The organism is Nocardioides agri, assembly GCF_013778305.1.
Lineage (GTDB): Bacteria > Actinomycetota > Actinomycetes > Propionibacteriales > Nocardioidaceae > Nocardioides > Nocardioides agri.
In genome coordinates this window covers 1,682,340-1,708,787 of the sequence record NZ_JACEIC010000002.1, presented here as the reverse complement: position 1 = coordinate 1,708,787, position 26,448 = coordinate 1,682,340, and the positions used below count along the sequence as shown (strand labels likewise).

18 protein-coding genes are annotated in these 26,448 nt (G+C 68.5%); 10 read left to right on the top strand and 8 right to left on the bottom strand.

Annotated elements, in window-relative coordinates:
• Positions 1-225: 225 nt before the first annotated feature.
• The 3 genes from HZF07_RS12900 to HZF07_RS12890 form a co-directional block, all read right to left on the bottom strand.
• The gene (locus HZF07_RS12900) at positions 226-711 is read right to left on the bottom strand and encodes a hypothetical protein (RefSeq protein WP_157342160.1); all 486 of its coding nucleotides are present in this window, start codon (positions 709-711) and stop codon (positions 226-228) included.
• A 301-nt stretch (positions 712-1,012) separates the two neighbouring features.
• Positions 1,013-1,648, bottom strand: a complete 636-nt coding sequence (locus HZF07_RS12895) for an effector-associated domain EAD1-containing protein (RefSeq protein ID WP_157342158.1) — start codon at positions 1,646-1,648, stop codon at positions 1,013-1,015.
• Positions 1,636-1,965 (bottom strand): phosphorylase family protein, encoded by a 330-nt coding sequence (locus HZF07_RS12890; RefSeq protein WP_157342156.1) that lies wholly within the window; start codon positions 1,963-1,965, stop codon positions 1,636-1,638. Before HZF07_RS12890 ends, HZF07_RS12895 begins: the two co-directional genes overlap by 13 nt.
• 246 nt (positions 1,966-2,211) lie before the next feature.
• On the opposite strand from HZF07_RS12890, the gene HZF07_RS12885 reads away from it, so the two are divergent.
• Positions 2,212-4,521, top strand: a complete 2,310-nt coding sequence (locus HZF07_RS12885; RefSeq protein ID WP_157342154.1) for a beta-glucosidase family protein — start codon at positions 2,212-2,214, stop codon at positions 4,519-4,521.
• 94 nt (positions 4,522-4,615) lie between these two features.
• Here HZF07_RS12885 and HZF07_RS12880 read toward each other — a convergent pair whose 3' ends face one another.
• Positions 4,616-5,668 carry a LacI family DNA-binding transcriptional regulator gene (locus tag HZF07_RS12880; protein ID WP_198346396.1) on the bottom strand — a complete coding sequence of 351 codons (1,053 nt, stop codon included), beginning with the start codon at positions 5,666-5,668 and terminating at the stop codon, positions 4,616-4,618.
• Positions 5,669-5,803: 135 nt separating this feature from the next.
• On the opposite strand from HZF07_RS12880, the gene HZF07_RS12875 reads away from it, so the two are divergent.
• The 4 genes from HZF07_RS12875 to HZF07_RS12860 all read left to right on the top strand — a co-directional run bounded on the left by HZF07_RS12875 (position 5,804) and on the right by HZF07_RS12860 (position 11,622).
• Entirely contained in the window at positions 5,804-7,141 is a 1,338-nt protein-coding gene (locus tag HZF07_RS12875) for an ABC transporter substrate-binding protein (protein WP_198346395.1), read from the top strand.
• Positions 7,142-7,274: 133 nt separating this feature from the next.
• On the top strand, positions 7,275-8,159 hold the full coding sequence (locus HZF07_RS12870; protein WP_157342152.1) for a carbohydrate ABC transporter permease: 885 nt from the start codon (positions 7,275-7,277) through the stop codon (positions 8,157-8,159).
• 1 nt (position 8,160) lies between these two features.
• Positions 8,161-8,988, top strand: coding sequence for a carbohydrate ABC transporter permease (locus HZF07_RS12865; protein WP_181645139.1), 828 nt, complete (start codon positions 8,161-8,163; stop codon positions 8,986-8,988).
• A 45-nt stretch (positions 8,989-9,033) separates the two neighbouring features.
• A complete protein-coding gene (locus HZF07_RS12860) occupies positions 9,034-11,622 on the top strand; it encodes an alpha-L-rhamnosidase (protein WP_157342150.1) in 2,589 nt (862 codons plus the stop codon).
• A gap of 657 nt (positions 11,623-12,279) precedes the next feature.
• Here HZF07_RS12860 and HZF07_RS12855 read toward each other — a convergent pair.
• On the bottom strand, positions 12,280-13,149 hold the full coding sequence (locus tag HZF07_RS12855; RefSeq protein WP_157342148.1) for a hypothetical protein: 870 nt from the start codon (positions 13,147-13,149) through the stop codon (positions 12,280-12,282).
• A gap of 744 nt (positions 13,150-13,893) precedes the next feature.
• Here HZF07_RS12855 and HZF07_RS12850 point away from each other — a divergent pair.
• Entirely contained in the window at positions 13,894-15,801 is a 1,908-nt protein-coding gene (locus HZF07_RS12850; RefSeq protein WP_157342146.1) for a pectate lyase family protein, read from the top strand.
• 96 nt (positions 15,802-15,897) lie between these two features.
• On the opposite strand, the gene HZF07_RS12845 is transcribed toward HZF07_RS12850, so the two are convergent.
• The gene (locus tag HZF07_RS12845) at positions 15,898-19,038 is read right to left on the bottom strand and encodes an AfsR/SARP family transcriptional regulator (protein WP_157342144.1); all 3,141 of its coding nucleotides are present in this window, start codon (positions 19,036-19,038) and stop codon (positions 15,898-15,900) included.
• A gap of 487 nt (positions 19,039-19,525) precedes the next feature.
• Between HZF07_RS12845 and HZF07_RS23920 the strand changes: the two genes are divergently transcribed.
• Positions 19,526-19,654 (top strand): hypothetical protein, encoded by a 129-nt coding sequence (locus HZF07_RS23920; protein ID WP_258562567.1) that lies wholly within the window; start codon positions 19,526-19,528, stop codon positions 19,652-19,654.
• Positions 19,655-19,758: 104 nt separating this feature from the next.
• Here the strand turns inward: HZF07_RS23920 and HZF07_RS12840 are convergent, their stop codons facing one another.
• Both HZF07_RS12840 and HZF07_RS12835 read right to left on the bottom strand, forming a co-directional pair.
• Positions 19,759-20,427 (bottom strand): response regulator, encoded by a 669-nt coding sequence (locus HZF07_RS12840; protein ID WP_157342142.1) that lies wholly within the window; start codon positions 20,425-20,427, stop codon positions 19,759-19,761.
• On the bottom strand, positions 20,424-22,517 hold the full coding sequence (locus tag HZF07_RS12835; RefSeq protein ID WP_309504721.1) for a sensor histidine kinase: 2,094 nt from the start codon (positions 22,515-22,517) through the stop codon (positions 20,424-20,426). Before HZF07_RS12835 ends, HZF07_RS12840 begins: the two co-directional genes overlap by 4 nt.
• On the opposite strand from HZF07_RS12835, the gene HZF07_RS12830 reads away from it, so the two are divergent.
• The 3 genes from HZF07_RS12830 (at position 22,402) to HZF07_RS12820 (ending at position 26,425) form a co-directional block, all read left to right on the top strand.
• On the top strand, positions 22,402-23,724 hold the full coding sequence (locus HZF07_RS12830; protein ID WP_309504906.1) for a TRAP transporter substrate-binding protein: 1,323 nt from the start codon (positions 22,402-22,404) through the stop codon (positions 23,722-23,724). The two genes, HZF07_RS12835 and HZF07_RS12830, sit on opposite strands and share 116 nt — an antisense overlap.
• Before the next feature lie 71 nt (positions 23,725-23,795).
• Positions 23,796-25,283 carry a TRAP transporter substrate-binding protein gene (locus HZF07_RS12825; protein WP_157342136.1) on the top strand — a complete coding sequence of 496 codons (1,488 nt, stop codon included), beginning with the start codon at positions 23,796-23,798 and terminating at the stop codon, positions 25,281-25,283.
• 158 nt (positions 25,284-25,441) lie between these two features.
• The gene (locus tag HZF07_RS12820) at positions 25,442-26,425 is read left to right on the top strand and encodes a LacI family DNA-binding transcriptional regulator (RefSeq protein ID WP_157342134.1); all 984 of its coding nucleotides are present in this window, start codon (positions 25,442-25,444) and stop codon (positions 26,423-26,425) included.
• Positions 26,426-26,448 lie beyond the last annotated feature (23 nt).

Here is a 26,448-nt window from a genome sequence, read left to right as displayed (position 1 = left end):
GCGCCAGCAATCGGTGAACCGCTCGTGAGAACCCTCCGGACAACGTCGCTGTAGTTCGGCGCGAGGCGGGGCGCCTGTCACCTTGGTCGGTTGTAGCCGAAGTAGGGCGCCCGGGCGGCTGGTCTCGCGCTTTTCCGCGTCCGGAGGTGGTGGTTCGGGTCACCTCGATCTGGCGCCCTAAACCTGCTCGGGATCCTCGGCCGCCTTCGCTTAGAGCCACTGCGCTCAGATGTAGGGCAGGTCGTCAGCTTCGGGAGAAAGGATGTTCGGCCGGTGGCCAGTCTGCGAGGTCCAGTTCTGGGCTCGCCTGAGGTACCCGACCTGCAACCGGCCGAGGTTGTGCTGGAGGCGTCGAGCGCGAGCTTGTGTCATTGCCACCGTGTTGACCCAGGCCAGACAGTCGACGATGGCGCCGCCGTCGGGGTGATCGAGAAGACGGATGGTTTCTGTTTGCTCGAATGCCCCAGTTGCAATCGTGTTCGTCGCCAACATGTAGCCCGGCTCGATCGCGGTGATCTCGGTGTACAGAACGCCGCGAACACCGTCGGCACTGGATGCCGGAACTAGCGCCATCTGGGCGAATCCGACCTCAAGGGGGGTGCACGTACCGACCACCTTCAGCGAGCCTTGTCCGCTGGGGTAGTCGTTCCACGCCGGATGACCGGGATGTGTGAGTCCGTCCCAGACGGTCGCCCGCCCGCGTTCGATCACGGCCTGCGAGTTGACTGGAAACCGTCGAGGCTCTAGTCCTTGGGGTGCTTGGTCGTCATCGGGAGTCGGCGCGAACTGGACCACGTCAGTCCTTCGGATCGCCCAGACCCCGTCTTGAGACCCTGCAGCCACAGTCTCGCAGGCGAACGCGGCTGGCCTGGATGACAGGCGACTGGTCGATGCATCGACCGATTGTGCCCCCGGCCGCCGGGCCGATCGCTCGGACAACCCGGGGCTCTCGCGGCGGGTTGACGCGATCACTGTTCTGTCTGCCGGCACTCGCACCCGCCGAAGGGTGAGGCTAAATCAGGCTATTGAGGTCATCGTTGTTGGTGTAGTCGGAGAGCATCTGAGCAAGGAGGGTGTCGATGGTGATGTTGCCGCCTCCGCCGTTCTCTAGGAGTTGGACCGCGTGCCACCATCTGGTGGCGCCGGCACCTTCGCGGTTTAGACGGGACGGGTCGCCTCCCGCGCGCTCCCAAAGTGCGTCCTGCTCTGGTCCGCCGGGGTAAAGCTGCCTTGCCACGGCCACGAACTGGTTGATCCGGTCGGTGGGTGGTGGAGCGATTGCTTCAGCAGCGGCGACCATTGTGCTCGACGCGAGTCGGTCGAGGAGGTCGAAGAGGAACGCTGCGCCGTTGGACGCGGCGAGCGGTTGGGACCCGGCGTCGTCGGCATCAGCTTTGTGCGCCATTAGGTCAGAGATGCCTCGAATGGCGATGGCCTTGGCGCGTTCGTTCGCGGCCCCACTACGCAGCGCTCCGAAGTCCTCCATATCGACCGCGATGGCATCGGAGAACGTTTGGGAGATGAGCTGAGCGACTTTGGCGCGTTCGTCGATGACGACCTCTTCGCCGACGACGATGGGGCCGACGAAGGATTCGGGTTCGCGTCCTGTTCCTGGCCAAGTGCCGCCCGTACTCTTCACGCGGCCCATCCAGGCGTTATCTGCGGGGACACAGCGCGGGCGAGTTGCAGCACTGACGGGCTGACCGCGGCGAAGTCTGGGCGGGGCTTGAACTTGTCGGCTGCCTTGCCGCCCTCGACCCAATAGACCTTACTGGAGGCGACAACGTCGCCGATAGCGACGTCCTTGACGCCTCCGGCGATGCCGAACATGACGATGTACTCGGGGCGGAACGTCTCTTCGGCCTGCGCGGTCAGAATTCCTGCACTGACGTTCCCGGGGCCAGTTTCGATGATGGCGATGCGTTGGCCGGGGCTGGACACGCTGGTGCCGATGATCGCGGCCATTGGGCACGAACGCCCTCGATGACCGACCCGCGACGTGCGACGGTACGCCGAGCTGGTGAGCGCCTGGGACGGCAGGAACAGGGACCGAATCGACCTCCTGCGCCCCCGATGGACCGCAAGATCCGGATCTTGGCCCGTTGACCGTGTGAGGAACGTCATATACGTTCCAAGCGGAATTGAAGCGCTTCATTTTCGAACTGATCAGGTCGCTCACCCGTCCGCAAAACACCTCTTGGGAGCCGTTCCGTGAAGATCAGACACCTCACCGCCAGATCACTCACCTGGTGTGTCGCAGCAGCTGCGATCACCGTCTCCACCGTGGTCGTGCCGTCCGCGACCTCTGCGACTGATGCCGCCCCGGCTGCCGCCGACCCGTGCGCCGGCGTGCCCTGGATGGACTCGACCAGGAGTCCGAGTGAGCGTGCTCGCGCGCTCCTGGACGCATCCAGCCTCGATCAGAAGCTGCGATGGCTCAACGAGCAGGCAGCGAACGACCCCGCCCGCACGGTCTTCGCCCGCCAACGCCCTCGCAACATTCCGGCTTCGGACCCCATCGACACCACCTCGTTCACGATGCCGGCTCAGGTGTCCTGCACGCCGGCCATCGCCTACGCAGACGGGCCCCAGAACGTGAACGCCGGCAGCGGCGTCACCTACTTCCCGGCACCGATCGCCCAGGCGGCGGCCTGGAACACGGACCTCGCACACGCGAAGGGCGCCGCGCAGAGCGACGAGGCGTGGCTGAAGTCGCGCAACGTCCTTCTCGCTCCCGGCCTCGCAAGCGGGCGTGACCCGCGTAACGGTCGCACCTCCGAGTACCTCGGCGAAGACGCGCTACTCGCCGGCCTCACAGCGGCGGCGGGATCACGCGGAATCACCAGCAATCCCGAGCGGCCGGTGTCCTCGCAGCTCAAGCACCTCGTCGGCAACGAGCAGGAGCTGGACCGCCAGCTCAGCTCGTCCAACGTTGACCAACGCACGCTGCGGGAGATCTACACCCTGCCGTTCGAGATCGGCATCGACCGGGGCAACGTCGGGAGTGTCATGTGCGGATTCAACGCCCTGAACAACGACTGGACCTGCGGGAGCCACACGCTGCTGCGCCGGATCCTCAAGACCGAGATCGGCTTCAAGGGCTTCGTCATGACCGACTTCGGCTCGACCCACCAGTACAAGATTCCGGCATCGTCGCTGAAGGCCGGCCTCGACCAGGAACTGAACGCGTGGCGTGAGTGGACGCCGCAGATCATCAAGGACCAGATCGCCGCCGGGCTGATCACCGAGGCAGATGTCGACGACGCCGCGTTCCGGGTGGTCCGGTCTCACATCGCGGCGGGCCTCTTCGACGTGGCCAAGCCCGCGACCGCCCAACCGGTTGTAACCACGCCCGAACACAAGGTTGTCTCGCGCGCGGTGGCTGAGCAGGGCTCGGTCCTCCTCAAGAACGAGAGCGGCGTACTGCCGCTGCAGGGCGCCGGCGAGACCATTGCGGTCATCGGACCCACGGCCGCAAAGACAGCGGCCACGGGCGACGCCGATGCATCCAGCGTCTGCACGTACGGCACCGCACTCACCAGTGGCTGCTCCGAGTCGGTGGTTGCACCGCTGGACAGCATTCGGGCGCGAGCAGAGTCCCAGGGTGGATCGGTCGTCTACAACAACGGCAGCGACCTCGCTTCTGCCGCGGCGACCGCCGCGGACGCTGACGTCGTCGTCGTGTTCGGCTACTACAAGGAGGGCGAGTTCAGCGATCGCGCCAACCTCTCCCTCGATGGCAACGGCGACGCCCTCGTGAGCGCCGTCGCTGCCGCGAACCCGCGGACGGTTGTCGTACTGCAGACCGGTGGTCCGGTGACCATGCCGTGGATCGATTCGGTCCAGGGCATTCTCGAAACCTGGTACGCGGGCGAGCAGATGGGACCGGCCATCGCAGCCCTGCTGTTCGGCGACGTCAATCCGAGTGGCAAGCTCCCCATGACCTTCCCGAAGTCCGTGGCTGATCTTCCGACCGCCGGTTCCCCGGCGCAGTACCCGGGTGTGTTCGCCAACGGCTCGACTACGCGGCCAGCCGGATCGTTCGAGGTCCGCCAGGTTGCTTACAGCGAAGGCATGAAGGTCGGTTACCGCTGGTACGCCAGTGAGAACGTCGAGCCGCTGTTCCCGTTCGGGTACGGACTGTCGTACGCGAACTTCACGTACAGCCACCTGCAGATCACGCCGACCACCGCGAAGGGGAAGGCGGAGATCCGCGTGCGATTCCGACTCGACAACGACGGGCTCGTCGCGGGTACCGAGGTCGCTCAGGCGTACGTGAGGTTGCCGGGTGCTGCCGGCGAGCCCTCGAAGCGGCTGCTCGGCTGGAAGCGTGTGACTCTGCAACCCGGTGAGTTCCAGAATGTCCAGATCACGCTGTCGCCGAGCGACATCAGCGATCTGCACCTCCTGGACTACTGGAGCACGGCTAGCCAGGAGTGGGAGAAGGCCGAGGGGACCTATCAGGTGACCGTAGGCGGCTCCTTCGACACGGCCCTGTCCGACACCTTCACCATCCACTAGCGATTCAAGCCGGGGGCCGGTGGCACGCAGGTGCCACCGGCCCCCGAAGCACGTGGGCGGCACCCGACGGATGGCGAGCGCTCCTCGGGGCGGCTCACTCCCGCGTGCTGCTCTGGCGCACGATCAGGGTCGGCTCGAGGTCGAGTCGCTGGTGCTCGTGGTTGGCGGGGTGGCTGATCTCCTCGATCAGAAGCCTTGTCGCGACGCGCCCCATCTCCTCGCCGGGCTGGGCGAGGGTGGAGAGCGAGATCTCGCTGTCCCAGGCCGCGCGGTTGTTGTCGTAGCCGATGACGCTGACGTCCTCGGGTACCCGAGGACCACGCTCGGCGAGGAACGCCTGCACGATGCCGAGCGCGACGAGGTCGGCGGCCGCGACGATGCCGTCGGGCCGCTCGTTCGCCGGGAGCGCGGCGAGTTGACGTCCCGCCTTGCGGCCATCGGCGGCCTGGACGTTGGAGGTCTTGATGGTGGTGAGACGAACGCTTCCGTTCGACTCTGCAACTGCCCGCTCGACGCCGCGGTGCCGGTCGGTGACGGGGGAGAGGCTGAACGGGCCGCCGACGAAGGCGAGGCTGCGTCGGCCCGTGTCGATCAGGTGCCGAGCGGCGAGGTATCCGCCGAGCTCGTTGTTGGCGGTGACCGCGCAGAGGTCGGGGTCGCCGGGCACGGTGTTGAGCACGACCACGTCGCTGCGCCAGCGGCCGCGCTGCAAGACGTCGTCGGCGTTGGTGGGCTGCGGAGCGAGCAGGATGCCAGCAACACGCTCCTCGTTGAACAGGTGCATGTACACGAGCTCCTTCTCCGGCTGCACGTCGGAGTTGGCGAGGAGCACGTTCATGCCGTGTCTTTGGGCTTCTTGCTCGGCGCCGCGGGCCATGTCCAGGAAGAAGGAGTTGCTGAGGTCGACAACGACGAACCCGATCACGTTGCTGGTCCCGGCCGCCAGCGCTCGGGCGCGGCGGTCGGGTACGAAGCCGAGCTCGTCGATCGAGTGGCGAACCTTCTCCAGGGTCGCGGGCGCCACCTTGTGCGGGTGGTTGAGCACGTGCGAGACGGTGCCCAGCGCCACCCCGGCGTGGCGCGCGACGTCCTCCATGCGGACCGGCCGGCTGGCGATGTCCTGGCCGGTTCGGTCAGCGGTGCTCACGTCGGAACTCTAGACCGCACCATGACCTGCCGAGGTCGACACGACATTGAAACGAATCATTGACATCGCGGAGTTGTGTGTCTACGGTCACACCTATTGAAGCGCTTCAAGAGCGCACGACCTCAGGGAGATCACGTGAAGATCAGCTCGATCGGTGGCCGGCGTCGGGCCGCGATGAAGTGGACGGGCGTCGGCACCGCCGCGCTCCTCGTGCTGACCGCCTGTGGTGGCAGCGGCGGTGACAGCGATGGCGACGGCTCCGCCAGCGGCGGCGGCAACCCGTCGGAGTTCTCCTTCCTGGTCAACGCCGAGAACACCACCATCCCGGACGAGCTGACCACGCTCAGCGAGGACCAGTGCAAGGCCGCGAACGACGACCTGCCCCTCAAGGTCGAGACCGTCCCGCAGACCCAGCTCGACCAGAAGCTCCAGCTGCTCGCCGGCCAGGACGCCCTGCCCGTGTCCTTCGCGGCCGGCAACACTCCGGCGCTGACCGCGACCCTCGACGAGGACGGCCAGCTGCTCGACTTCGAGAAGACCTTCGACGACCTCGGGGTGCTCGACAAGATCTCGCCCGCCGCGATCAGCACGATCAAGTCGCTCTACGGCGGCAAGTTCAACGTGCTCCCGTATCAGTACAACATCGAAGGCTTCTGGTACAACAAGCAGATCTTCGCCGACAACGGCCTTGACATCCCCGCGACGTGGGACGACCTCGTGGCCGCCGCGGAGAAGCTCGATGGCGCCGGCGTGCAGCCGTTGTCCGCTTCAGGTGAGCAGGGCTGGCCCCTCACCCGCCTGATCAGCGGCTACATCTTCCGCGAGCTCGGCCCGGACGCCCTGCAGAAGGTCGCCGACGGCGACGCCAAGCTCACCGACCCCGACTACGTGAGCGGCGCCCAGGCTGTCGCCGACCTCGGAGCCAAGGGCTACTTCGGTGACGGCGTCGGCTCCATCGACTACGACACCGCGATCAACACCTTCCTCAGCGGCGACGCCGGCATCCTCTACATGGGCAGCTGGGTGCTGGGCAGCTTCGCCGATGACAGCCTGAACAAGATCGGCAACGACAACATCGGCTTCTTCCCGTTCCCCGACGTCGAGGGCGGCGCCGGCTCGTCGACCCAGACCCCGTCGAACGTCGGTCTCCCGATGACCTTCTCGGCCCACCAGTACAACGACAAGGTGGGTGCCTGGCTCAAGTGCATCGCGGAGAACTACGGACAGGCGTCATTGGAGGACCAGAACTCGATCTCCGGGTTCGTGCCCGCCACCCAGCCCGACCTCGACCCGCTGACGCAGCTGGTTCAGGACCAGGTAGAGAACACCAAGGAAAGCGTCCTGTGGTTCGAGGCCCTCTTCGGATCGAAGGCCACCACGGTCAGCCAGACCAACGCCGCCCCGCTGGTCTCCGGCAGCACCTCGGCCGAGGACTTCATGTCGAAGGTCCAGGACGCGCTCGACAGCGAGTAGCGCCGCAGAGCCGGTAGGGGTGGCGGTCTTCCTCGACCTGACCGCCACCTCTGCCGAACCATGAAGGCAACGAGGGCACTGCCGCCTGCGTTCCGACAGCGTCACGGCCACAGACGAAGGTAGGTGTCACCCAATGGAACGAGTCCTCGGGGACAAGAAGACGATCCTGGTCCTCCTCGGCCCGGCGCTCATCGTCTACACCGTCGTCATGCTCGCCCCAGTCGTCATCTCGATGGGGTACGCGTTCTTCGACGGCAATGCCATCACCGGGTTCACCTGGACCGGAACCGACAACTTCCAGCGGCTCTTCGACGACCCGGACGTGCGCTCCTCGCTCTGGTTCACGCTCAAGTACGGCTTGATCCTCACTGTGCTCCAGGTCGGACTCGGGTACGGCCTCGCGTTGCTGTACGTCTTCGTCCTCCAACGCGGGTCCGCGCTCGTGCGGACCCTGATCTTCTTCCCCGTCGTGCTTCCGACGGTCGCGGTGGCGCTGCTGTTCCAGAAGCTCTTCGAGATCGCGCCGCAGGAAGGCCCGGTGAACGCGTTCCTCGGCGTCCTCGGGGGCTCGCCGATCGACTTCTTCGGGGACGGTGGGCACGCGTTCTGGGTCGTCATCCTCATGGACCTGTGGCGATCTGCCGGGTTCTACGGCGTGCTTCTCTACGCGGGCCTGGTCGACGTCCCGGAGGAGATGCTGGAGTCCGCGCGGCTCGAGGGGGCCTCCACCTACCGACTGGTGCGGCACATGATCATCCCGCTGTCGATGCCGGTTCTTCTCTCGGCGCTGATCTTCAGCATCAACGGCACGTTGAAGGTCTTCGACTCCATCGTGGCCCTGACGAACGGCGGGCCAGGCAACGAGACAACGCCGCTGACCCTCTACATGTTCCAGACGTCGTTCAGCTACGGCGACTACGGCTATGGCGCATCGATCGCGCTCATGCTCACCGTGCTCTGCCTGCTCTTCACGGTGTTCATCTTCCGCTCCGCCCGCCGCGACGTGACGGAGGCCTGACGTGCGCGACCTCCGCACGCTGCCCGCGAAGATCATCGTCGCCGTCCTGCTGGTCATCGTCATCTACCCGCTGGTCTGGCTCCTCCTCGGCTCGTTCAAGACCCAGGCCGAGTTCCTCAACGACCCCGCCTGGTCGCTGCCGCACCACTGGCAGTTCAGCAACTACAGCGAGGCGTGGACGACCGGCCAGCTCGGCACCTACCTCCGCAACAGCGTCGTCGCCGTCTTTCCCGCTCTTGCGTTCATCGTCCTGTTCGGCACGGCAGCCGGCTTCGCCCTCGAGGTCATGGTGTGGCGGGGCCGCAACGCGATCCTGCTGGCGTTCCTCATTGGCATCATGGTGCCCGGCCAGATGATCCTGCTGCCGCTGTTCACCACCTACTTCCAGCTCGGCCTCACCGGCAGTCTGTGGCCGCTGATCATCACCTACACCGCCATCGGGCTGCCGCTGACGGTCTTCATGATGGCCAGCTACTTCCGTGCCGTCCCCCGCGAGATCTTCGAAGCCGCCGTTCTCGACGGCGCGAGCATGTTCCGCGCGTTCTTCTTCGTCGGCTTCCCGATGGTCCGCAACGCCGTCTTCACCGTCGCGCTCGTGCAGTTCTTCTTCCTCTGGAACGACCTGCTCATCGCCTTGACCTTCACCAACTCCAGCGACCTGCGCACTGTTCAGGTCGGCCTGCTCAACTTCACCGGCCAGTTCGGTCAGACCCAGTACGGCCCTCTCTTCGCCGGGATCTGCATCAACGTCTTCGGCGCTCTCGCGCTCTACCTCGTCCTCAACCAGAAGATCATGAAGGGTCTTGCCGGAGGCGCCGTGAAGGGCTGACACGAACCCGACCACGCCGCAGCCCTCATTCCAGAAAGCAGCCACATGGGTACCCCCTCCGTCTCCGCCCCGACCTTCGAGCACCACCGCGAGGCGCTCGGCATCGGCGAGGCCGAGCCTCGCATCAGCTTCGAGGTCAGCGCTGACCAGGGCTGGACGCAGCGCGCCTACGAGCTCGAGATCCGGACCGCCGATGAGACCTGGTCGACCGGCCGCGTCGAGTCCGGCGACTCCGTGCTCCTGCCGTGGCCGACCAGCGCCCTGGGATCGCGGGAGTCGGCCACCGTGCGTGCCCGGGTCTGGGGTGCCGACGGCACCCCGAGCGCTTGGTCGCCACCCGCCGACGTCGAGGTCGGACTGCTCGATCCCGAGGACTGGCTGGCGCTGGCCATCAGCGCCGTCGGCGACGTCGCCCGCGAGGCGACTGCCCCCACGCTGCTGCGCCGAGAGTTCCAGATCGCCGGTCCGGTCTCCCGGGCTCGTCTCTACGTGACTGCCCACGGGGTCCACGAGGTCGAGATCAACGGTGCGCGGGTCGGCGATGACACGCTGAGCCCCGGCTGGACCTCGTACTCGAGCCGGCTGCGGTACCAGACCTACGACGTGACCGCCCTTCTTCAGGAGGGCGCGAACGCGATCGGCTCCTGGCTCGCCGATGGCTGGTACTGCGGCCGTCTCGGCTTCCACGGAGGGGAGTCGAACCGGTACGGCGAGCGCACGGCCCTTCTTGCCCAGCTCGAGGTCGTCCTCGCCGACGGGACCCGGCAGGTCATCGCCACCGACACCTCCTGGCGCTCCGGAACCGGACCGATCACAGCCAGCAGCCTCTACGACGGCGAGGTTTACGACGCTCGCGGCGAGGTCACCGGTTGGTCCCGACCCGCCTTCGACGAGAGCGAATGGGCAGGCGTCGAAACCGTCGAGCGCGACCCCGCGACCCTGGTGGCCCCGGACGGTCCACCCGTGCGGTGCACCGAGGAAAGGCGGCCACTGTCGGCGTGGAGCACCCCGGCAGGGACTGTGCTCGTCGACTTCGGGCAGAACCTCGTCGGTCGACTGCGGATCACGGTCGAGGGAGACAGCGGCGAGACCATCACCCTCCGGCACGCCGAGGTCCTCGAGCACGGGGAGTTGGCCACCCGACCGCTGCGCGGCGCGGCGGCGACCGACACCTACATCCTCGCGGGCGACGGGGTTGAGACCTGGGAGCCCCGTTTCACCTTCCACGGTTTCCGGTACGCCGAGATCAGCGGGTGGCCCGGCACCGACCCGGTGCGCGAGGTCCTAGCCGGCGTCGTCGCGCGCGTCTACCACACCGACCTGCGCAGGCTGGGTGAGTTCGAGTGCTCCGACCCACTGGTGAACCGGCTGCACGAGAACGTCGTGTGGTCGATGCGCGGCAACTTCCTCGACATCCCTACCGACTGTCCGCAGCGCGACGAGAGGCTCGGTTGGACAGGAGACCTGCAGGTGTTCGCCCCGACAGCGGCGTTCCTCTATGACTGCACCGGCATGCTGTCCTCCTGGCTCAAGGACCTCGCTGCCGAGCAACTGCCAGACGGAAACGTCCCCTGGTACGTGCCCTACATTCCGACGATCCCAATGTGGACGCCCCCCGAGCCGAGCGCGGTCTGGGGTGACGCCGCCGTCCTGACGCCCTGGGACCTGTACGTCGCGACCGGGGACCAGCAGGTGCTGGCCCGTCAGTACGACAGCGCGAAGGCGTGGGTGGAGCTCGCGGCCAGCATGACCGCCGACGATGGCGCCTGGGACCACGGCGGCTACCAGCTAGGGGACTGGCTCGACCCGAACGCTCCGCCCGAAGATCCCATCGCTGCGCTCACCGACCCCTACCTCGTGGCCACGGCATACCTCGCGCACTCCGCTCGACGGCTGAGCGAGATCGCGGCGGTGCTCGGACGCGAGGAGGACCAGCGGCGCTATGTCGAGGTCGCGGACCGTGTGAGGGGCGGCTTCCGGACGAGGTACCTGACGGACGACGGCTTGATGGCCAGCGACACCCAGACCGCCTACGCGCTGGCGATCGCCTTCGAGCTGCTCGACGAGCAGGGCACTGCAACCGCCGGCGCACGGCTCGCGGAACTGGTCCGCAAGGCCGGGAACAAGATCGCCACCGGCTTCGCGGGCACGCCGCTGGTGACAGAGGCACTCAGCCGGACAGGTCACATCCAGGCGGCGTACGACCTCCTGCTCGAGCGCGAGTGCCCGTCCTGGCTCTACGCCGTTGACCACGGTGCCACCACGATCTGGGAGCGGTGGGACAGCATGCTGCCGGACGGCACGGTCAACCCGGGCGCCATGACGTCGTTCAACCACTACGCCCTGGGCGCGGTCGCAAGTTGGCTGCACCGGCGCGTGGCTGGCATCTCGCCCGCCGAGCCCGGCTACCGGGTCATCGACTTCTGCCCCAACCCACACGGACCAATCACATCCGCCCGCGCCAGTCATCACACCCCCTACGGCACCGCATCCATTCGGTGGGAGGTCATCCATGACGGTGCCGCGCTTCACGTCGACGTCGTAGTGCCGGCCGGTGCTAGCGGACGCATCGTCCTGCCGGGGAGCGAGCTCGAGGTGGCCGCAGGACGCTCGCAAGTCACCGTGGATCTCTGATGGAGTGAAGGACTGCGCCCATCGCCATGGCAAATCGCCGAGTCCGCGGCACCAGCCGTCACAGCCGTGTGTGCGCCGCCGGGTATTCCTTCGACCTTCATGTGTCCGCGTGATGTGCTTCGATCCAGCCCTGAGCAAGGGTTGGCATACGCCATGGCACCTGCGTCGTGAGGCGGCAGCGTGGCGAGGTTCAACTGCGGGAGCGCAGATCTGCGAACTCCCCCCGCTACAGAAGCGAAGGGCCCTCACAGTCTGACTGTGAGGGCCCTTCGCATGTGCGCAACCATCTATGTGCTCATCGCGGCATGTGCGGGCGTCTTGAGGAACACCGACGGTGCAGCATTCGCGGCGAAAGACGCGTTCGCGCCACCACCGAAATCGCAGCAATTGAGTGAGTTTGACCGCGCATCGTGATCGACCCGGAACCCCGTGCGTTTGTGCCGTGACCCTCGACGACTACCGAGTTCGGGAGGTGGAGGCGGTGCACGTTTCCTGGGTGACTGTTAGCGAGTAGCAACCCGACCGCCCCTTGCGGATCGGCGGCGGCATAGGCCCGGCCGGTGTAGAAGCGGACACTGCGCACGCTCACCCGACCCGCACGCACAGCTCGTCGGGGGTCAGCAGATCGTCGACGGCATGTCTCTGACAGTACTGCTGTCAGAGTCGTGCGGCGACCAGGCGCCTGGTCGTCAGCTTCTTGCCGGTGATGGTGACTTTGACCTTGGCGGTATGCTTCGGCTCGGTGGGCAGCCTGACCTTGCCCTTGACGCGGCACCCGGCGGGATCGGCGTTGGTCCTCAACTGCTTGGTCACCTCGATCCGCCCTTGCTTGGACTTGGTCTTGATGGTGACTCGCGCCTTCGCGGGGCACCTCGCCGAGGCGTTCTTGGCAAGCACGGTGTCGAGGATGACCTCCTTGCCCTTCAGCACCGCTTCGGGCGGGGGAACGGCCCGCAGGTGCACGAGCGCTGTGGTCGGACCGCCGACGTTGCTGACCGAGTCCCCGAACTCGAGCGGCAATACGCCGTCAAACGCTGTGACGCCGGCTGGCACAGTCACCGCGAAGTCGACGGAATACGCCGTCGCGACGTACCGGCTGGCGGCAAGGTCGAAAACCTGACCAATCAATGGGTCACGCTGGCTGCCGCTGGACCAGCCGACGATGTCTGAGCTGCCATCAGGGTTCGTCCCGTAAGACAGATTCATCGCGCCGGTGCCATGCCATTGGGCGTCGGCGATGAGAGCGCCGGGTTGGCAGGTGTAGCCGTCCTCGGTGTAGGAGATGTCCCCTTGAAACTGGCCTCGTCCGGCGGGGGTGCTGTCCGCTGAGGGAAGCGAGACCGTGACTGCCTCGTCCCAGACGGCGTGTTCCGTGCCGTCGTTGGGAGGGGTGCACAGGAGGTGGTCCGGGTAGCTCTCCTCGTGCCACTGCCACGACACCGTCCCGGTCCACCGGAGCGGGAGCACTGCGGCACCCGCAGTAGCCGCTTCCGCAGACGGCGTCGTCGCGGCGGGGAGAAACGCCACCAGCAACCCAAAGGTGAGGACACACGACCACCAGCGCAATCGCGAAGCTCTCCGCCCCGAACTCCACCGCTCCATGGCTTGCCACCTCCGGACCATGCACAGCAAATCTGTCCATGATCGTTTGCCGAGTCTACTGCCCAACTGACAGTTGCCGGCGTTGTCACAGCCCTGGTTGGCGTCGCTCGGCGAGCCAGGTCCCACGCGATTTGACCTCCCCGCTAGACGTATCGACCGCCAACGATTCGCCTGCCGGGGCTCAGCCATCAGATGAACGCGCTCGCACAGACGAAGGACCGCGTTGTGTTCTGCTGCTTACTGGGCAGAGTGAACCCCCCGGGAGTTCGTACGCGCTCAGGCGGCCGCTGGCGCAAACCTTCGGGCGGCCTTCTTCGCCGGTCGGCTCGGTGCGGAGTGTCGGAGGGCGTCGAGGAGGTGCTGGGGTCCGTGCATGCCGGAGACGGCAACCGCGGCCGCAGCGGCTGCTCGACGGAGCCGGTCGAGCTCGGCCGCCCGGCCGACCATGACCGGACTCCGGAAGAGGGCCATGGCGACATGATTCCCGAACCTGCTCGTCCGCGCGACGCCACGGCAAGCTGCCGAGTCGCCCCGGCCGCGCTCACCGGCAAACCGCCCACGGTTCGATCGAGCCGGAGCGTCGACCGACCAGATCAGGTCGCGCCATCCGCCGACCTCCGGACGAATGGGCCTCTTGTCCTCTCCCGGCGCAAGGGGCAGGCTCCGACCATGACTCCTCGCTCTGGTCTCGGGCGCCGCGCGGTCGGGCGTACCCAGGTTCTCGTTGCTGTGGTCGCCGTCAGCGTCAGCGCGCTGCTGGGCGCCGCACCGGCCGGATCCGCCGCCCCCGGCGGCGGGGGAGGTGCCGAGCTGAAGTCCGGGGCGGGTCTGGCGCCGGCGACGCCGCCGACCGGAGCGCCCGATCTGGGGCCCAACGCCTACGTGTTCGACCCGTCGATGCCGGTGGCCCAGATCCAGGCGACGGTCGACGCGGTCGCCGCGCAGCAGCTGACGAACCAGTTCGGCGAGGAGCGGTACGCCCTGCTGTTCAAGCCTGGCACCTACGGCACCAGCCAGCAGCCGTTGAACTTCCAGGTGGGCTACTACACCGAGGTCGCCGGGCTGGGTCGCGACCCGGGGGACGTCGTCATCAACGGGTCGGTGAACGTGTACAACCAGTGCGACGCCGGCAGCTGCATTGCGCTCAACAACTTCTGGCGGTCCCTCTCCAACCTGACGATCCGGGTCACGAACCCCACCGCGGGCTGCCACACCGGCGAGTTCTGGGCGGTCTCGCAAGCCGCGCCGATGCGACGCGTCCACGTGGACGGCTTCGTGACGTTGATGGACTACTGCTCGGGTCCGTCGTTCGCCAGCGGCGGCTTCATCGCTGACTCCAAGTTCACCGGCGGGACGATCGTCAACGGGTCGCAGCAGCAGTTCTACGTGCGCAGCTCCGATCTCGACGGCTGGTCCAACAGTGTGTGGAACCAGGTCTTCTCCGGAGACCTCGGAGCCCCGCAGGAGTGCTTCGGCTGCGCCCCGAACACCTACTACACGACGTTCTCGACCACTCCGCTGACCCGCGAGAAGCCCTACCTCTACGTCACGGACTCCGGGCAGTGGCGGGTCTTCGTTCCGTCGCCGAAGCGCGATGCACGTGGCACCTCGTGGGCGACGGGATCGACCCCCGGCACGTCCCTTCCGCTGTCGGACTTCTACATCGCACACCCCGGCGACTCGGTGTCCACCATCAACAACCAGCTGTCCCGCGGGCGCCACCTCCTGCTCACCCCCGGGGTGTACGACGTGCCGCACACCATCGACGTCAAGCGCGCGGACAGCGTCGTCCTCGGTCTGGGCCTGGCCACGCTGACCGCCCAGCGCGGGGCGGTGGCGCTCTCGGTGGCCGACGTCCCAGGCGTCGACCTAGCGGGCTTCACCGTCGACGCGGGGCCGGTGAGCTCGCCTGTGCTCGTGCGCATCGGCAAGGCCCACGGCCGCAACCACCGCGACGACGGCGGCAACCCCACGGCGCTCCAGGACGTCTTCTTCCGGATCGGTGGGCCGCATGCGGGCCGCGCTGAGGTGAGCCTCGAGGTCAACAGCAGCAACGTGCTCCTCGACGACCTGTGGGTCTGGCGCGCCGACCACGGCGCCGGCGTCGGCTGGACCGAGAACACGGCGACCATCGGCGTGGTCGTCAACGGCGACGATGTCAGCGCCACCGGTCTCTTCGTCGAGCACTACCAGGGCTACCAGGTGGTCTGGAACGGCGACCGCGGCTCGGTCATCTTCTTCCAGAGCGAGATGCCCTACGACGTGCCGAGCCAGGCTGCGTGGCGGTCCTCCCCGACCACGGACGGCTACGCGGCCTTCAAGGTCGCTCCGGACGTGACGACGTTCGACGGCGCCGGGATGGGGACCTACACCTTCTTCAACCAGGGGATCGACATCTTCGCCGAGCACGCCTACGAGGTGCCCACCAGGCCTGGCGTGCACCTGCACGACCTGCTCACCATCTTCCTCGATCCCAGCAACGGCAAGGGCGGGATCCGCCACGTCGTCAACGACACCGGCGGCTCCTCGACCATCGCCAACCCGGACGTGCCGGTGATCGTCGTCGACTACCCCTGAGCATGCGAGGTCGCCAGCGCTGATCCGCGCGACCCACGGTCCGATGGCGGTTCCGACCGCACGAGCCGCGCCGTGTGGCCCACGCACGGCCCGCGCTCACGGCGCAGAATCGCGCGTGCCCCCAGCGACAGCCCGCGCCACTGAGTCGGCTCGGGCACGCTCCCACGGAGGGAGCCGGAGGCCCGCCTCGAAGAGCCCGGCCTCCAGTTGCCTGAGTTTGGCGGCTGCGTCGACGGTCTCGGCCGTCGAGGCGCTGAGGGCCGCGACTTCGAGCAGCCACAGCGACCGTTCGGGCGGCATCCCCTGGACCCCCTCGATGTGGAGGGCGACGGCGTCGAGGCGGCGTCGCGCATCGTGGATGCTTCCCTGTTCGCGGTCGATGCGGGCGCGACGAACCTCGACGCGTGCCGCGTGGACCGGGTCTGCGTCGCTGCTCATCCTCTCGGCGGCCCGGTCGATGGTGGCGGTGGCTTCTGATGATCGACCGGTGTCGAGGTAGAGGTCCGTCAGGGCGACGGCGCCGAGAAGTGCGTGGAGCACGCGGCCGGCCGCGACCGCGCCGGCGGTCGTGGACCGAAGGATGCGTTCGGCGTCGTCGTCGCGGCTCTCGTGCCGTGCGAGGTCGGCGTCCGCGAGTGCGACGGTGTCCTCCCAGCGTGCGCTGATCGTCGAGGAAAGCAGGGCATGGGCGCGGTCGAGCAGGGTGCGGGCGGGCAGGCGTTCGCCGGCGAGGAGGTGCAGGCGCGCGAGTCGTGCGCAGTTGACGGCGGTGATGCGGCGGTCGCCTTCGAGCTCCGCTCGTCGCAATGCCTCGGACTGCCACCGCAGTGCCTCGGGCAGGGAGCGGTAGGTCCAGCACGTCGCGATGCTTGCCGAGGCGCCGCACCGTACGGCGTCGGGAGCGGTGGGTCCGTATCGGATGCGCGAGTGCTCTGCGCGGTCGCAGGCCGTCAGGGCAGCCAGGCTGGCCGTCTCGGCCTCACGAGGATCCTGGACAGAGTCGCCCAGCGTCTGGAGTGCGAATGCCTCGACGGGGACGTCCCCGGCGGCCACGGCGAGGTCGCGAGCCTCGAGCGCCGCCGCGGCGGCGCCCTGCCTGTCCCGTGTCGCTCGCAACCACGCCCAGTAGGTCAGCCCGATGGCGCGCGCCGGGGCGGTCGGACCGGCTCGTTCGAGTGACCTCCGCAGCCGTTCTTCCCCTTCTTGTTCGTGTCCGGCTTCGAACCACAGCGCCATGGCGTCGACCACGAGCTGCAGCAGGTCGCTGTCGCGGCCGAGCTCCGAACAGTGCTCGATGGCAGCCCGGAGGTTGTCAGCCTCGGCGACGGCCAGGGCCTGCCATCCCGGGGCCTCGGGGCCTTCACTGTGACCGGCTAGCCGGGCCGCCCAGTTCGCGTACCAGTCGAGCATGCGGTCGTGGGCGACGGAGTCTGCGGGGTGGTCGGATAGACGCTCGAGGGCGAACTCGCGGACCACCGCCAGCATCCCGAATCGTGGCTGTCCCGCGATCGGAGCGGTTGCCTGGACGAGGTTGCGGTCGACGAGATCGAGAAGCACCTCGTCCACCCGACCCGAGCCGCCGGTGCACACCGCTCCTGCTGCATCCAGCCCGAAGGGGCCGGGAAAGACCGCCAACCGCCGGAATGCGACGCGTTCAGGCTCGGTGATCAGGTCGTGGCTCCACGCGATGGTTTCGCGAAGGGTCCGGTGCCTGAGGTCGGTGTCCAGTCGTCTCCCGGGAAGGTCGAGTCGTTCACGGGTCAGTCGCTGGAGGAGACCCGCGGGCCCATGCAGGCGCATCCACGGAGCCACGATCTCGATGGCGAGCGGCAGGCCGTCGAGGTGTCGAACGATCATCGTCACGTCCTCGGCGTTCTCCTGAGTCACTCGGAACGAGGGCTCGTGCGACTGCACCCGATCCATGAAGAGCTGGACGGACGCCTGGCTCACGACGTGATCGAGTTCGGTCGTGGCAGGGACGGGCAAGGCCGAGATCGCGTACCGGTGCTCACTCTCGACCTGGAGCGGCTCCCGGGAGGTGACCAAGAGGTGAAGGTGTCGGCAACCTCGATGGAGGCGTCGGATGAAGGCGGCGACTCCGGGTAGGTGCTCGGCGTTGTCGAGGACCAGCAAACCGCTCGCCTCGGCCAACCGATCGATCAACATGTCCGCGGGGTCCGTGCCTGCCGCGGCGCCCAGCCCGAGGGCAGCGGCCACGGCCGATGACGCGAGTGCGGTCTCGCGCACCGGAGCCAGCTCGACGAAGAAGCCGGGCTGGTCGATCGCGCGATGGCGTTGGAGTACCTCGTGAGCGAGCCTGGTCTTGCCGCTCCCCCCCGGTCCGGTCAACGTCACCAGTCGCTCCACCTCGACCAACCGAGCGAGTGCGGCGAGCTCGTCCTCGCGGCCGAAGAAGCGGTCAGCCGGTGCGACGTCCTGCCGCACCGCCAGAGGAACGGCACGGACGTCGGCTCGAGGATGCATCTGGGGGAGCAGTGAGGGGTCGGCGCGAAGGATCCGTCCGTGCATGTCCTGCAACGCATGGCCGGGAATGGTCCCGAGCTCCTCGTCGAGTCGACGACGCATCTCGTCGTACACGGACAACGCGACTGCTTGCCGCCCGGCGATCGTGTGCGCCCACATCACCAGCGCCGCCGTGCTCTCCCGCAACGGCTCGCTCACCTGCAGGTCGTGCAGGCGGGACACGACCTGGTCCGGATCGTCGCCCGCAGCCAGTGCGGCCTCCGCCCACAACTCGGTGACGCGTACCCTCTCGGCCTCGAGCGGCTGGGCAAGCGCAGCATGGAACACCTCTCCGGCCAGGTCAGCAAGGGCTGGCCCTCGCCAGAGGTCCAGCGCAGTCAGCAACGCGTCGGCGGCGGCGCGCACGGGCCGTGCCCGAGCGCCCGCCACCAGCTCTCTGAACGTCGCCAGGTCGGACTGGTCAGCCGCAAGCACGAGCTCGTAGCCACCTCCGACGGTCGTGAGCGCTGCGCCCGCCTCGCCCAGAGCCTTGCGCCACGCCGACACGTACGTCTGGATCAGATTCACCGCCGACGCGGGCGGGTCGTCGCCCCACAAGGAGTCGACGATCGACGACACCGGATGAACGACGTTGGGTCGCGTCGCCAGCAGCGCCAGCACGCCGCGACGCCGGCTGCCACCCGGCCCGCACGGGGCGCCATGCACTCGCACCTCGAACGGGCCGAGCAAGCCCACCCGCAGCGCGTCATCCATCGCGGCGCCCCTTCGCTGAGGTCGCTCAGTCTCCCACGCGCGCCCCGCTCCCGTCCCGACTGAAATCGGTGTCCAGCACGCTTCAAGCCGCAGTCAAGGGCCGTTCCAGCGCGTCGATGCAGCCTCCTCGTGAACCCTTTCCACAGAGGAGCATCGCCATGATCACCAGGTCAACCGTCGGAACCGTTCGTCGCAGCACTGTCGTTCTGGTCTGCTCTGCAGCAGCCATCACCACAACCGTCCCTCCCGATGCGAACGCCGCACACCCAGCCGGCCCGCGCGACTGCGCGTGGAGCGTCGACGAACTACCTCGCACACCCGACGCCGTCGAGGGCTGGTACGCACACTGCCGAGCGGTTCGCCACCTGGGAACTCCGGACGGGACCGAGGGCTGGCTCCGGGGGTCGGCGTCTACCGGATGAGACCTCAACCGCCACGTCCCCGGGGCGCAAGGCATGCGGCGGAAGGGCGCGGCTGCGATCCGCACGTGCAGCGGCAGATCCGTGTCGTCGCGCGACGTCGTACGGCCAGTGAGGCGGGCACACTGTCCGTACGACGTCTGCAGCGCAGGTTGGAGCGGATCGACGACCAGCTGCCCTACGACCAGCAGCTCTGACGCAAATCCAATAGCAAGCGCGCCCCTCCACCCGCCAGCGGCCATGGATGTCACGACCGAGCAGAGCGCCGTTGTCGAGCGACGGCGATGGAGCGCCTGTCGGGTCAGGCTTCTCGAGCGCGGAGCAGTTCGAGGACGGCCAGCACGCGGCGGTGCTCGTCGGTGCTGGCCTCGAGATGGAGTTTGGTCAGAAGGTGGTCGACGTGGCTGTCCACGGTCTTGACGGCCAGGTGGAGCTGCTTGGCGATGCCGACGTTGGAGCGCCCCTCCGCCATCAGGCTCAGTACTTCGCGCTCCCGGCTGCTGAGGGCGTCGAGGCGAGAGGTGGCGGTGGAGGCCTCGAGCATGAGTGCGACCACCTCGGGATCGACCACCGTGCCACCCCGCGAGACTGTGCGCACCGCGTCGACCAGGGTGCCGCCGTCTCGGATGCGGTCCTTCAGCAGGTAGCCGGTCGCGCCGCCTGCCGACAGAGCGCGGAGCGCCAGGCTGGGGCTGGCGTACATCGACAGGAGCAGGACGCCGATCTGCGCCCCGTCGGCGCGTAGCCGCTCGAGAAGGACAAGTCCTTCGTCCGTGTGCGTGGGGGGCATGCGGATGTCCAGGACGAGTGCGTCGATGTCGTCGAACGACGCCAGCGCGGATGGCACCTCGTCGGCGTCCTCGAGTGAGGCGAGCACCTCGCACCCGCCCGCTCTCAGGAGCTGTGCCACGCCCTCGCGGATCAGTACGGCGTCGTCGGCGAGCAGCACCCGCGGCCGGGCGACGGTCATGACCGTGCTCGCGCCGTCGGGTTCGGCGTCGGGTTCGGGAGTCTCGCGCCGACGGTCGTACCCGTGCTTCCGGTGGTGATCTCGAGCTTCCCGCCGAGCGCCTCTACGCGGTCGACGAGGCCCTTCAGCCCTGATCCCGTCGACGGGTCGGCGCCGCCGTGGCCGTCGTCGCGAACGGTGACTCGGAGCGGGTCGGCGAGCGCGACGTGGACCAGCGCCGTCGAGGCGTCCGCGTGCTTGGCTACGTTGGCCAGACACTCCCCGACGACGAAGTAGGCGGTCGCCGCAGCCTCCGGGGCGACATCTGCGCTGCCCTCCACCTGCAGCGTTGCGGGTACCGGACTCCGTAGGGCCAGGTCTTCCAGCGCATCGGGGAGGGTTCCGTGCACCAGCGCCGTGGGAGTGATTCCGTGGGCCAGGGTCCGCAGCTCGTCGAGGGCCCGGCCGAGCTCGTCGGAGGCCGCTGTCAGCGCGTCTGCCAGTCCGGGGTCGACGGTCGGGTCGATCTGGCTGCTCGCGAGGTTCAGCTTCGCGCCGGTGGAGATCAGCAGCTGTTGCGCGCCGTCGTGGAGGTTGCGCTCGATCCTGCGGCGGGCCTCGTCGGATGCTTGGACGATCCGGGACCGGGACTCCCGAACCTGCGTGAGCGTGGCGGCGAGCTCTTCCTGCAGCAGCCGGTTCTCGGTGGAGAGCCGTAGTGCCTCGGCCACTGGCTCCAGAATGCCGGGATCCTCCGGCAGTCCACGTTCGCTCACGACGCGGGCGATGGGTCGATGATCAGACTCCACCTCGAGGACCCGTTCCGCGGGCACAGACGGCGCCGGCGGCGCCGGGCGGCCCAGATGGTCGGCGTACGACGCCGCGTCGTCGTCCCACCAGTAGACCGCCGCCCCCGGGTCGCCGAGGGCCCGTGCCACGAGCTCGCGGATCCGAGCGGGTTCGCTGCGCTCTCGAGCCGCGAGCAGCAGGTCAGCGACGTGGGCGCGACTCGGCCGGCGGCGGCTGAGACCGAGCACGTGGGCGGCCAGGATGGACGCGAGACCGATCGCGACACCCAGGGCCGCGTCATCTGTGGGGGTCCCGGCCAGCTGGGCCAGGTCCTCGGTCACCCAGGAGGCGGCTGCCACGAGGAGCCCGACCAGGAGCACGAGCTCCGGTATGCCGTGGCGACCCGGCCGACTCCACCAGGACAGGCCGACGGCAAGCACGACGATGCCCACAGCCGCCAGATGGGCGGATGTCAGCCACGGTCGAAGCCCGACGTAGGCGCCGGGTCCGTCACTGACCGCCAGTGGGTTGCCGAGGCAACGACACCATCCCCAAGCCGCCGGGTCGGCGACGAGTACCTGGACGACGGCGGCGCCTACGACCAGAGCGCTGCCGAGGAGGAGCAGCCACCGCTCGAGGGCATCCGAGGCATCCCCGCGCAAGGTGACCACGCAGACCCAGCCCACTGCGGGCACCACGAGTCCAGCGAGAGCTCCGACAGTCACCCAGAGCGCGGTGTCCTGGGCGAGGGAGACCGAGAGTGCGGGAGCCGACAGGCCGACCGAGATGACGAACAGCGCCGTCAGGTGCGCCGCCCGCGGACGGGTCGTGGTCAGGTAGGCCGCCGTGGCGGCGTACGCAGCACCGACCAGCGGCAACGGCCAGACCTCCAGCGCAGAGAGGTAGGGCGCCGACGCCGCCAGCAGAAAGCCGGCGGCGACGGCGGCGAGCAGAGCGAGTCCGGCGAGCGCGAGCACCAGCCTCGTCCTCACCCGCTTCCAGGCGCTCATCTGGTCATGATGACGCAGCCGCCGCCCGCTGCGCGTCGGTAATCGACCGATGACGTATCGGGCCACTCGGCCGTACCTTCGGGGCATGCGACTCCCGCGCCGCGGCACCGTGTCGCTGACCGGCCTGACGCTGGCCCTGGCGTCAGTGGCTACGGGTTGCGCGGAACCCGTCGACGGGCCGAGCCTCGTGCTGTCACTGGCCAGCCCGGACGCCGCGACCGAACCCAACGGCCCCGCCATCAACCAGTTCGTCCGCGAGGTCGAACGGCGCTCCGGCGGGACCATGAGGATCGAGGTCGCGTGGGACGTCACGCCAGAGGGCGTCGAGGACTGGGACCAGGTCATCGCCGAGGGGGTGGCTCGTGGCGACTACGACCTCGGACTGGTGCCCAGCCGGGCCTGGGACGTCCTCGGCGTCACCAGCCTGCAGGCGCTGAACACGCCGTTCCTCATCGACAGCGACGAGGCGATGCGGGCCGTGGTCGCCAGCGACCTGCGCCCGGACCTGCTCGCCGGCCTGGAGGTCGCCGGCGTCACCGGCATCGACCTCTGGCCGAGCGAGATGCGTCGGTTCTTCGGACTGGGGGCGCCCCTGCTGAGCCCGGCCGAGTTCCGCGGCGTCGACATCCGCAGCCCCACCTCGCGGACGGTGAGCGGGCTCCTGGATGCCTTGGGCGCGAACGTCGTGCAGACCGCCAGGGGCGCGTCGGGTCAGCGGGGTCTCGAGTCGTCCTTCGCCATCGCAGGCGTCGGCGCCGTCGCCACCGGCAACGTGGTGCCCTTCGCCAAGCTCGAGACATTGGTCGCCGACGACGCGCTCCGCTCGCGCCTGCAGCCGGGGCAGTGGCGGGTCCTGGTCGAGTCCGCGGCGGCCACCCGGCGCGAACAGCTCGAGTCCTTTCCCACCGACGAAGAGTCGGCCCGGTCCTTCTGCCGCAAGGGAGACGAGATCGTCGCTGCCACACCGGGCGACGTCTCCGCCTTCGAGAAGGTCGGTCAGCGCGTGAGGTCCGAGCTCGAGCGCGATCCGGCGACCGCGCGACTGATCGCCGCGATCGAAGACGTGGTCGCGACGGTGCCGACGGCCACGGCCATCACGAAATGTCCCGACCGGGGGTCCGAGCCGGCAGTCGCAGGCGACGACGTCCGGGCCCTCGACGGGATCTACGTCGCTCGCGTGCACCGTCGCGATCTGCTGGAGGCGGGCGTCACCGATCGCGGCCAGCTCCGGGACAACACCGGCCTCTTCACCTGGACGCTGGACGCGGGCTCGTGGCAGTACCAGCAGGCTGCCGACCACTATCGGTCCACTGACGAGCAGTACGGGCAGTACGCCTACGAGGCGGGCAGGCTGACGCTCTACTGGGGCTCGGAGGAGGTGATCACTGCGCGCCTGACCATCGACCGTGACGGAACCATCCACTTCAGCGACCTGCACGACAACCTCCCCGAGCTTCAGAAGGCGACCGAGGGCTTCTTCGGGCAGCCGTGGCGGCGCATCGCAGACCTCCCCGACTAGGGAAATTTCGCAGTCGCAGCCGGGATGCCACTCCGATTCGTCGGAGGCCCTGGTCTTCCTAGCGTCGCGGCATGAACTCCACCCGGCAGCGCACCCTCGGCCTCCTCACCATCGCGGCCACCCTCACTGCATGCTCTGCGGCACCTGACGGCTCGTCGTCCGAACCGCAGACCTCACCCTCGCCCACCATCACCGCGAGCCCGGCAATCGGCGCTGACCCGGGCGAAGATGTCGCTCCGGTCCGTCTCCGGCTCGGGACCGGCGACGCCAAGACCGCCCCCGCCGCCGACCAGATCCGCTGGTTCGCCAAACGCGTCAGCGAGCTCACCGACGGCGACATGACCATCAAGCCGGTCTGGCTCGCGGCGGGCGACGTGCCCCGGTTCGAGACGGCGGTCGCCCGACAGGCGATCGACGGAGACCTCGACCTGGCGTTGGTCGCCAGCCGGGCTTGGGACACCGTCGGCGTCACCACCCTGACTCCGCTCAATGCACCCTTCCTCGTCAACACCGACGAGCTCGTCTCCCAGGTCGTCACCGGCGCGACCACGGAGAGCCTCCTGGCCGGACTCGCGGACTCCGGCGTCGTCGGGTTGGGACTCTGGCCCGAAGGACTGCGGCACCCCTTCGGATTCGGGTCACCGCTGAACGCACCGGACGACTACGACCAGGCGCTCATTCGAGCGCCCTACTCGACGACCACCCAACAGATGTTCCGGGCCCTCGGGGCCGACACGACCGACGCACCCGCCGACCCCACCGAGCAACGGGGCGCAGAGTCGGCGTACAGGCTCGCCCCCGCAGGCGAGGCGACAGCCAACGTCGTCTTCTACCCGAAGGTCAACGCCCTGGTCGTCAACGAGGCGGTCGCCGCCGCGCTCGCCGACGAACAGCGGCAGGTGCTGGCACGGGCAGCAGCAGACACGACGCGGTGGGTGGTGGACACCTGGCCCACCGACAACGAAGCTGCGCGCACCTTCTGCGACGAGGGCGGTCGAATCCAGTCGGCCACCGCAGTTGAGCTCGAGGCGATGGTGGAGGCCACGCGTCCAGTCGTCGAGGCCATGCGGAACGACGACCTCACCGGCCCCATCGTCGCCCAGATCGAGTCGCTCACAGACGGCATCGAGCCGGAGGCGCCGCTCACCGACTGCGGCGCCAAGACCGACAGCGAGGTGCTCCGCCAGCTCGACGGGACCTACACCTTCACCGTCAGCCCTTCCGCAGCCCGCACGGCCGGCGTCACATCACGAGAGGTCATCGAGTCCGCAACGGGCGAATTCACCGTCACCATGGACGGTGGCACCTGGACGCTAGAACAGGTGTACGCGACCGGCCCGATGGAGGGCCAGACGGACAACGGATCCGGCGACTACACCATCCACGGCAACCGCCTCGAGTGGTTCTGGAACCACGAACCCGGCAACTGGGTCAGGGCCACCTTCACGGTGCTGCCGGACGGCTCCGTGACGTTCACCGACGTCACCGACGGCGAAGGACCGCAGTGGCAGCGAATGGCGCAGGTTCACTACCGCCACTGGAAGCGGGGCGACTCGTAGGGCTGTCACGTCCCGGACCAGCCCGTGACATCGCCGGGACGGCCCGCCACGTCCCGTGCGGGAGTCGCTACCGAGATCTCGGGACTCGATCGGCTGGGGAGCGGGTGATAGAAGAGGAGTGCGTGAGGATGGATGGTCCAGCCGGCTGAAGGAGCCCCATGAAGCGAGCCACCGCCGCAGACGTCGCCCGAGCGGCGGGCGTGTCGCGGACCACGGTGAGCTACGTCCTCAACGACACCCCGCACCAGCAGATCCCGGACGTCACTCGCCAACGCGTGCTCGAGGCCGCTGAGCGGCTCAGCTACAGCCCGTCTGCGGCGGCGCGCGCTCTCGTCCGTGGCCGCAGCGACGTCATCCTGTTCGTCTTCCCGGCCGAGGTGACCCTGGCCGACTGGGGCCGCCGGGTCCTGAGCCAGATGTCGAGGCGGTTCGCCCAGGAGGGGTTCACCCTGTTGGCGCACACGGGGCGGTTCGGCCGCGAGCGGATCGACGACGTCTGGAGCACGATCGTGCCGGCGGCCGTCCTGTGCATCACGGTCGAGCCGGAGCAGGCCCGCGCGATGCGGGCGGCCGGCGTACCGCTGGTGCTGCCGCTCTACGGCGGCGACGACGACGCCCAGGCAGTCGCGATGGACAGCGAGCGCGCCGTGGTCATGCTCCAGCTCCAGACCCTGCTGGACGCCGGCCACGAGCGCATCGCCTTCGCGTCCCTCGACTCCGCGCACCGGTTGACGACGGCGTCCAGGGAGGTGCTGCTGCCCGAGGTGGCGGCAGCCCTCGGCATCGAGCAGCCGCCCCACCACGTGTTCCCCGAGGACCCGGAGGCGGCGGCCGCGCGACTGCAGGCCTTGGTCGACGCCGGCTACACCGCCATCTGCGCGATCAACGACCACGTCGCGGGCGTCGTGCTGGCCGGCGCCCGGCAGGCCGGGATCACCGTGCCGGACCGGGTCGCAGTCATCGGGGCCGGAGACCAGGTGCTGTCGGCGGTGACGCAGCCGGCGCTGACCACGGTCGTGGGCGACCCGGACGGCCTGGCTGAGGCGCTCGTCGAGGTCGTGACCCGACGGATCAACCACCTGCCGGCACCGGACGAGCTGCCGTCGCCGCGCGTGCACCTGATCCGGCGCGGATCGGTCTGACCGCACCGGACCCCAGCGACCCG

Coding starts and splice junctions, on each gene's coding strand:
- HZF07_RS12820 (WP_157342134.1), top strand. CDS start 25,442: ATGAAGCGAGCCACCGCCGCAGACGTCGCCCGAGCGGCGGGCGTGTCG.
- HZF07_RS12870 (WP_157342152.1), top strand. CDS start 7,275: ATGGAACGAGTCCTCGGGGACAAGAAGACGATCCTGGTCCTCCTCGGC.
- HZF07_RS12840 (WP_157342142.1), bottom strand. CDS start 20,427: ATGACCGTCGCCCGGCCGCGGGTGCTGCTCGCCGACGACGCCGTACTG.
- HZF07_RS12895 (WP_157342158.1), bottom strand. CDS start 1,648: ATGGGCCGCGTGAAGAGTACGGGCGGCACTTGGCCAGGAACAGGACGC.
- HZF07_RS12860 (WP_157342150.1), top strand. CDS start 9,034: ATGGGTACCCCCTCCGTCTCCGCCCCGACCTTCGAGCACCACCGCGAG.
- HZF07_RS12825 (WP_157342136.1), top strand. CDS start 23,796: ATGAACTCCACCCGGCAGCGCACCCTCGGCCTCCTCACCATCGCGGCC.
- HZF07_RS12850 (WP_157342146.1), top strand. CDS start 13,894: ATGACTCCTCGCTCTGGTCTCGGGCGCCGCGCGGTCGGGCGTACCCAG.
- HZF07_RS12845 (WP_157342144.1), bottom strand. CDS start 19,038: ATGGATGACGCGCTGCGGGTGGGCTTGCTCGGCCCGTTCGAGGTGCGA.
- HZF07_RS12890 (WP_157342156.1), bottom strand. CDS start 1,965: ATGGCCGCGATCATCGGCACCAGCGTGTCCAGCCCCGGCCAACGCATC.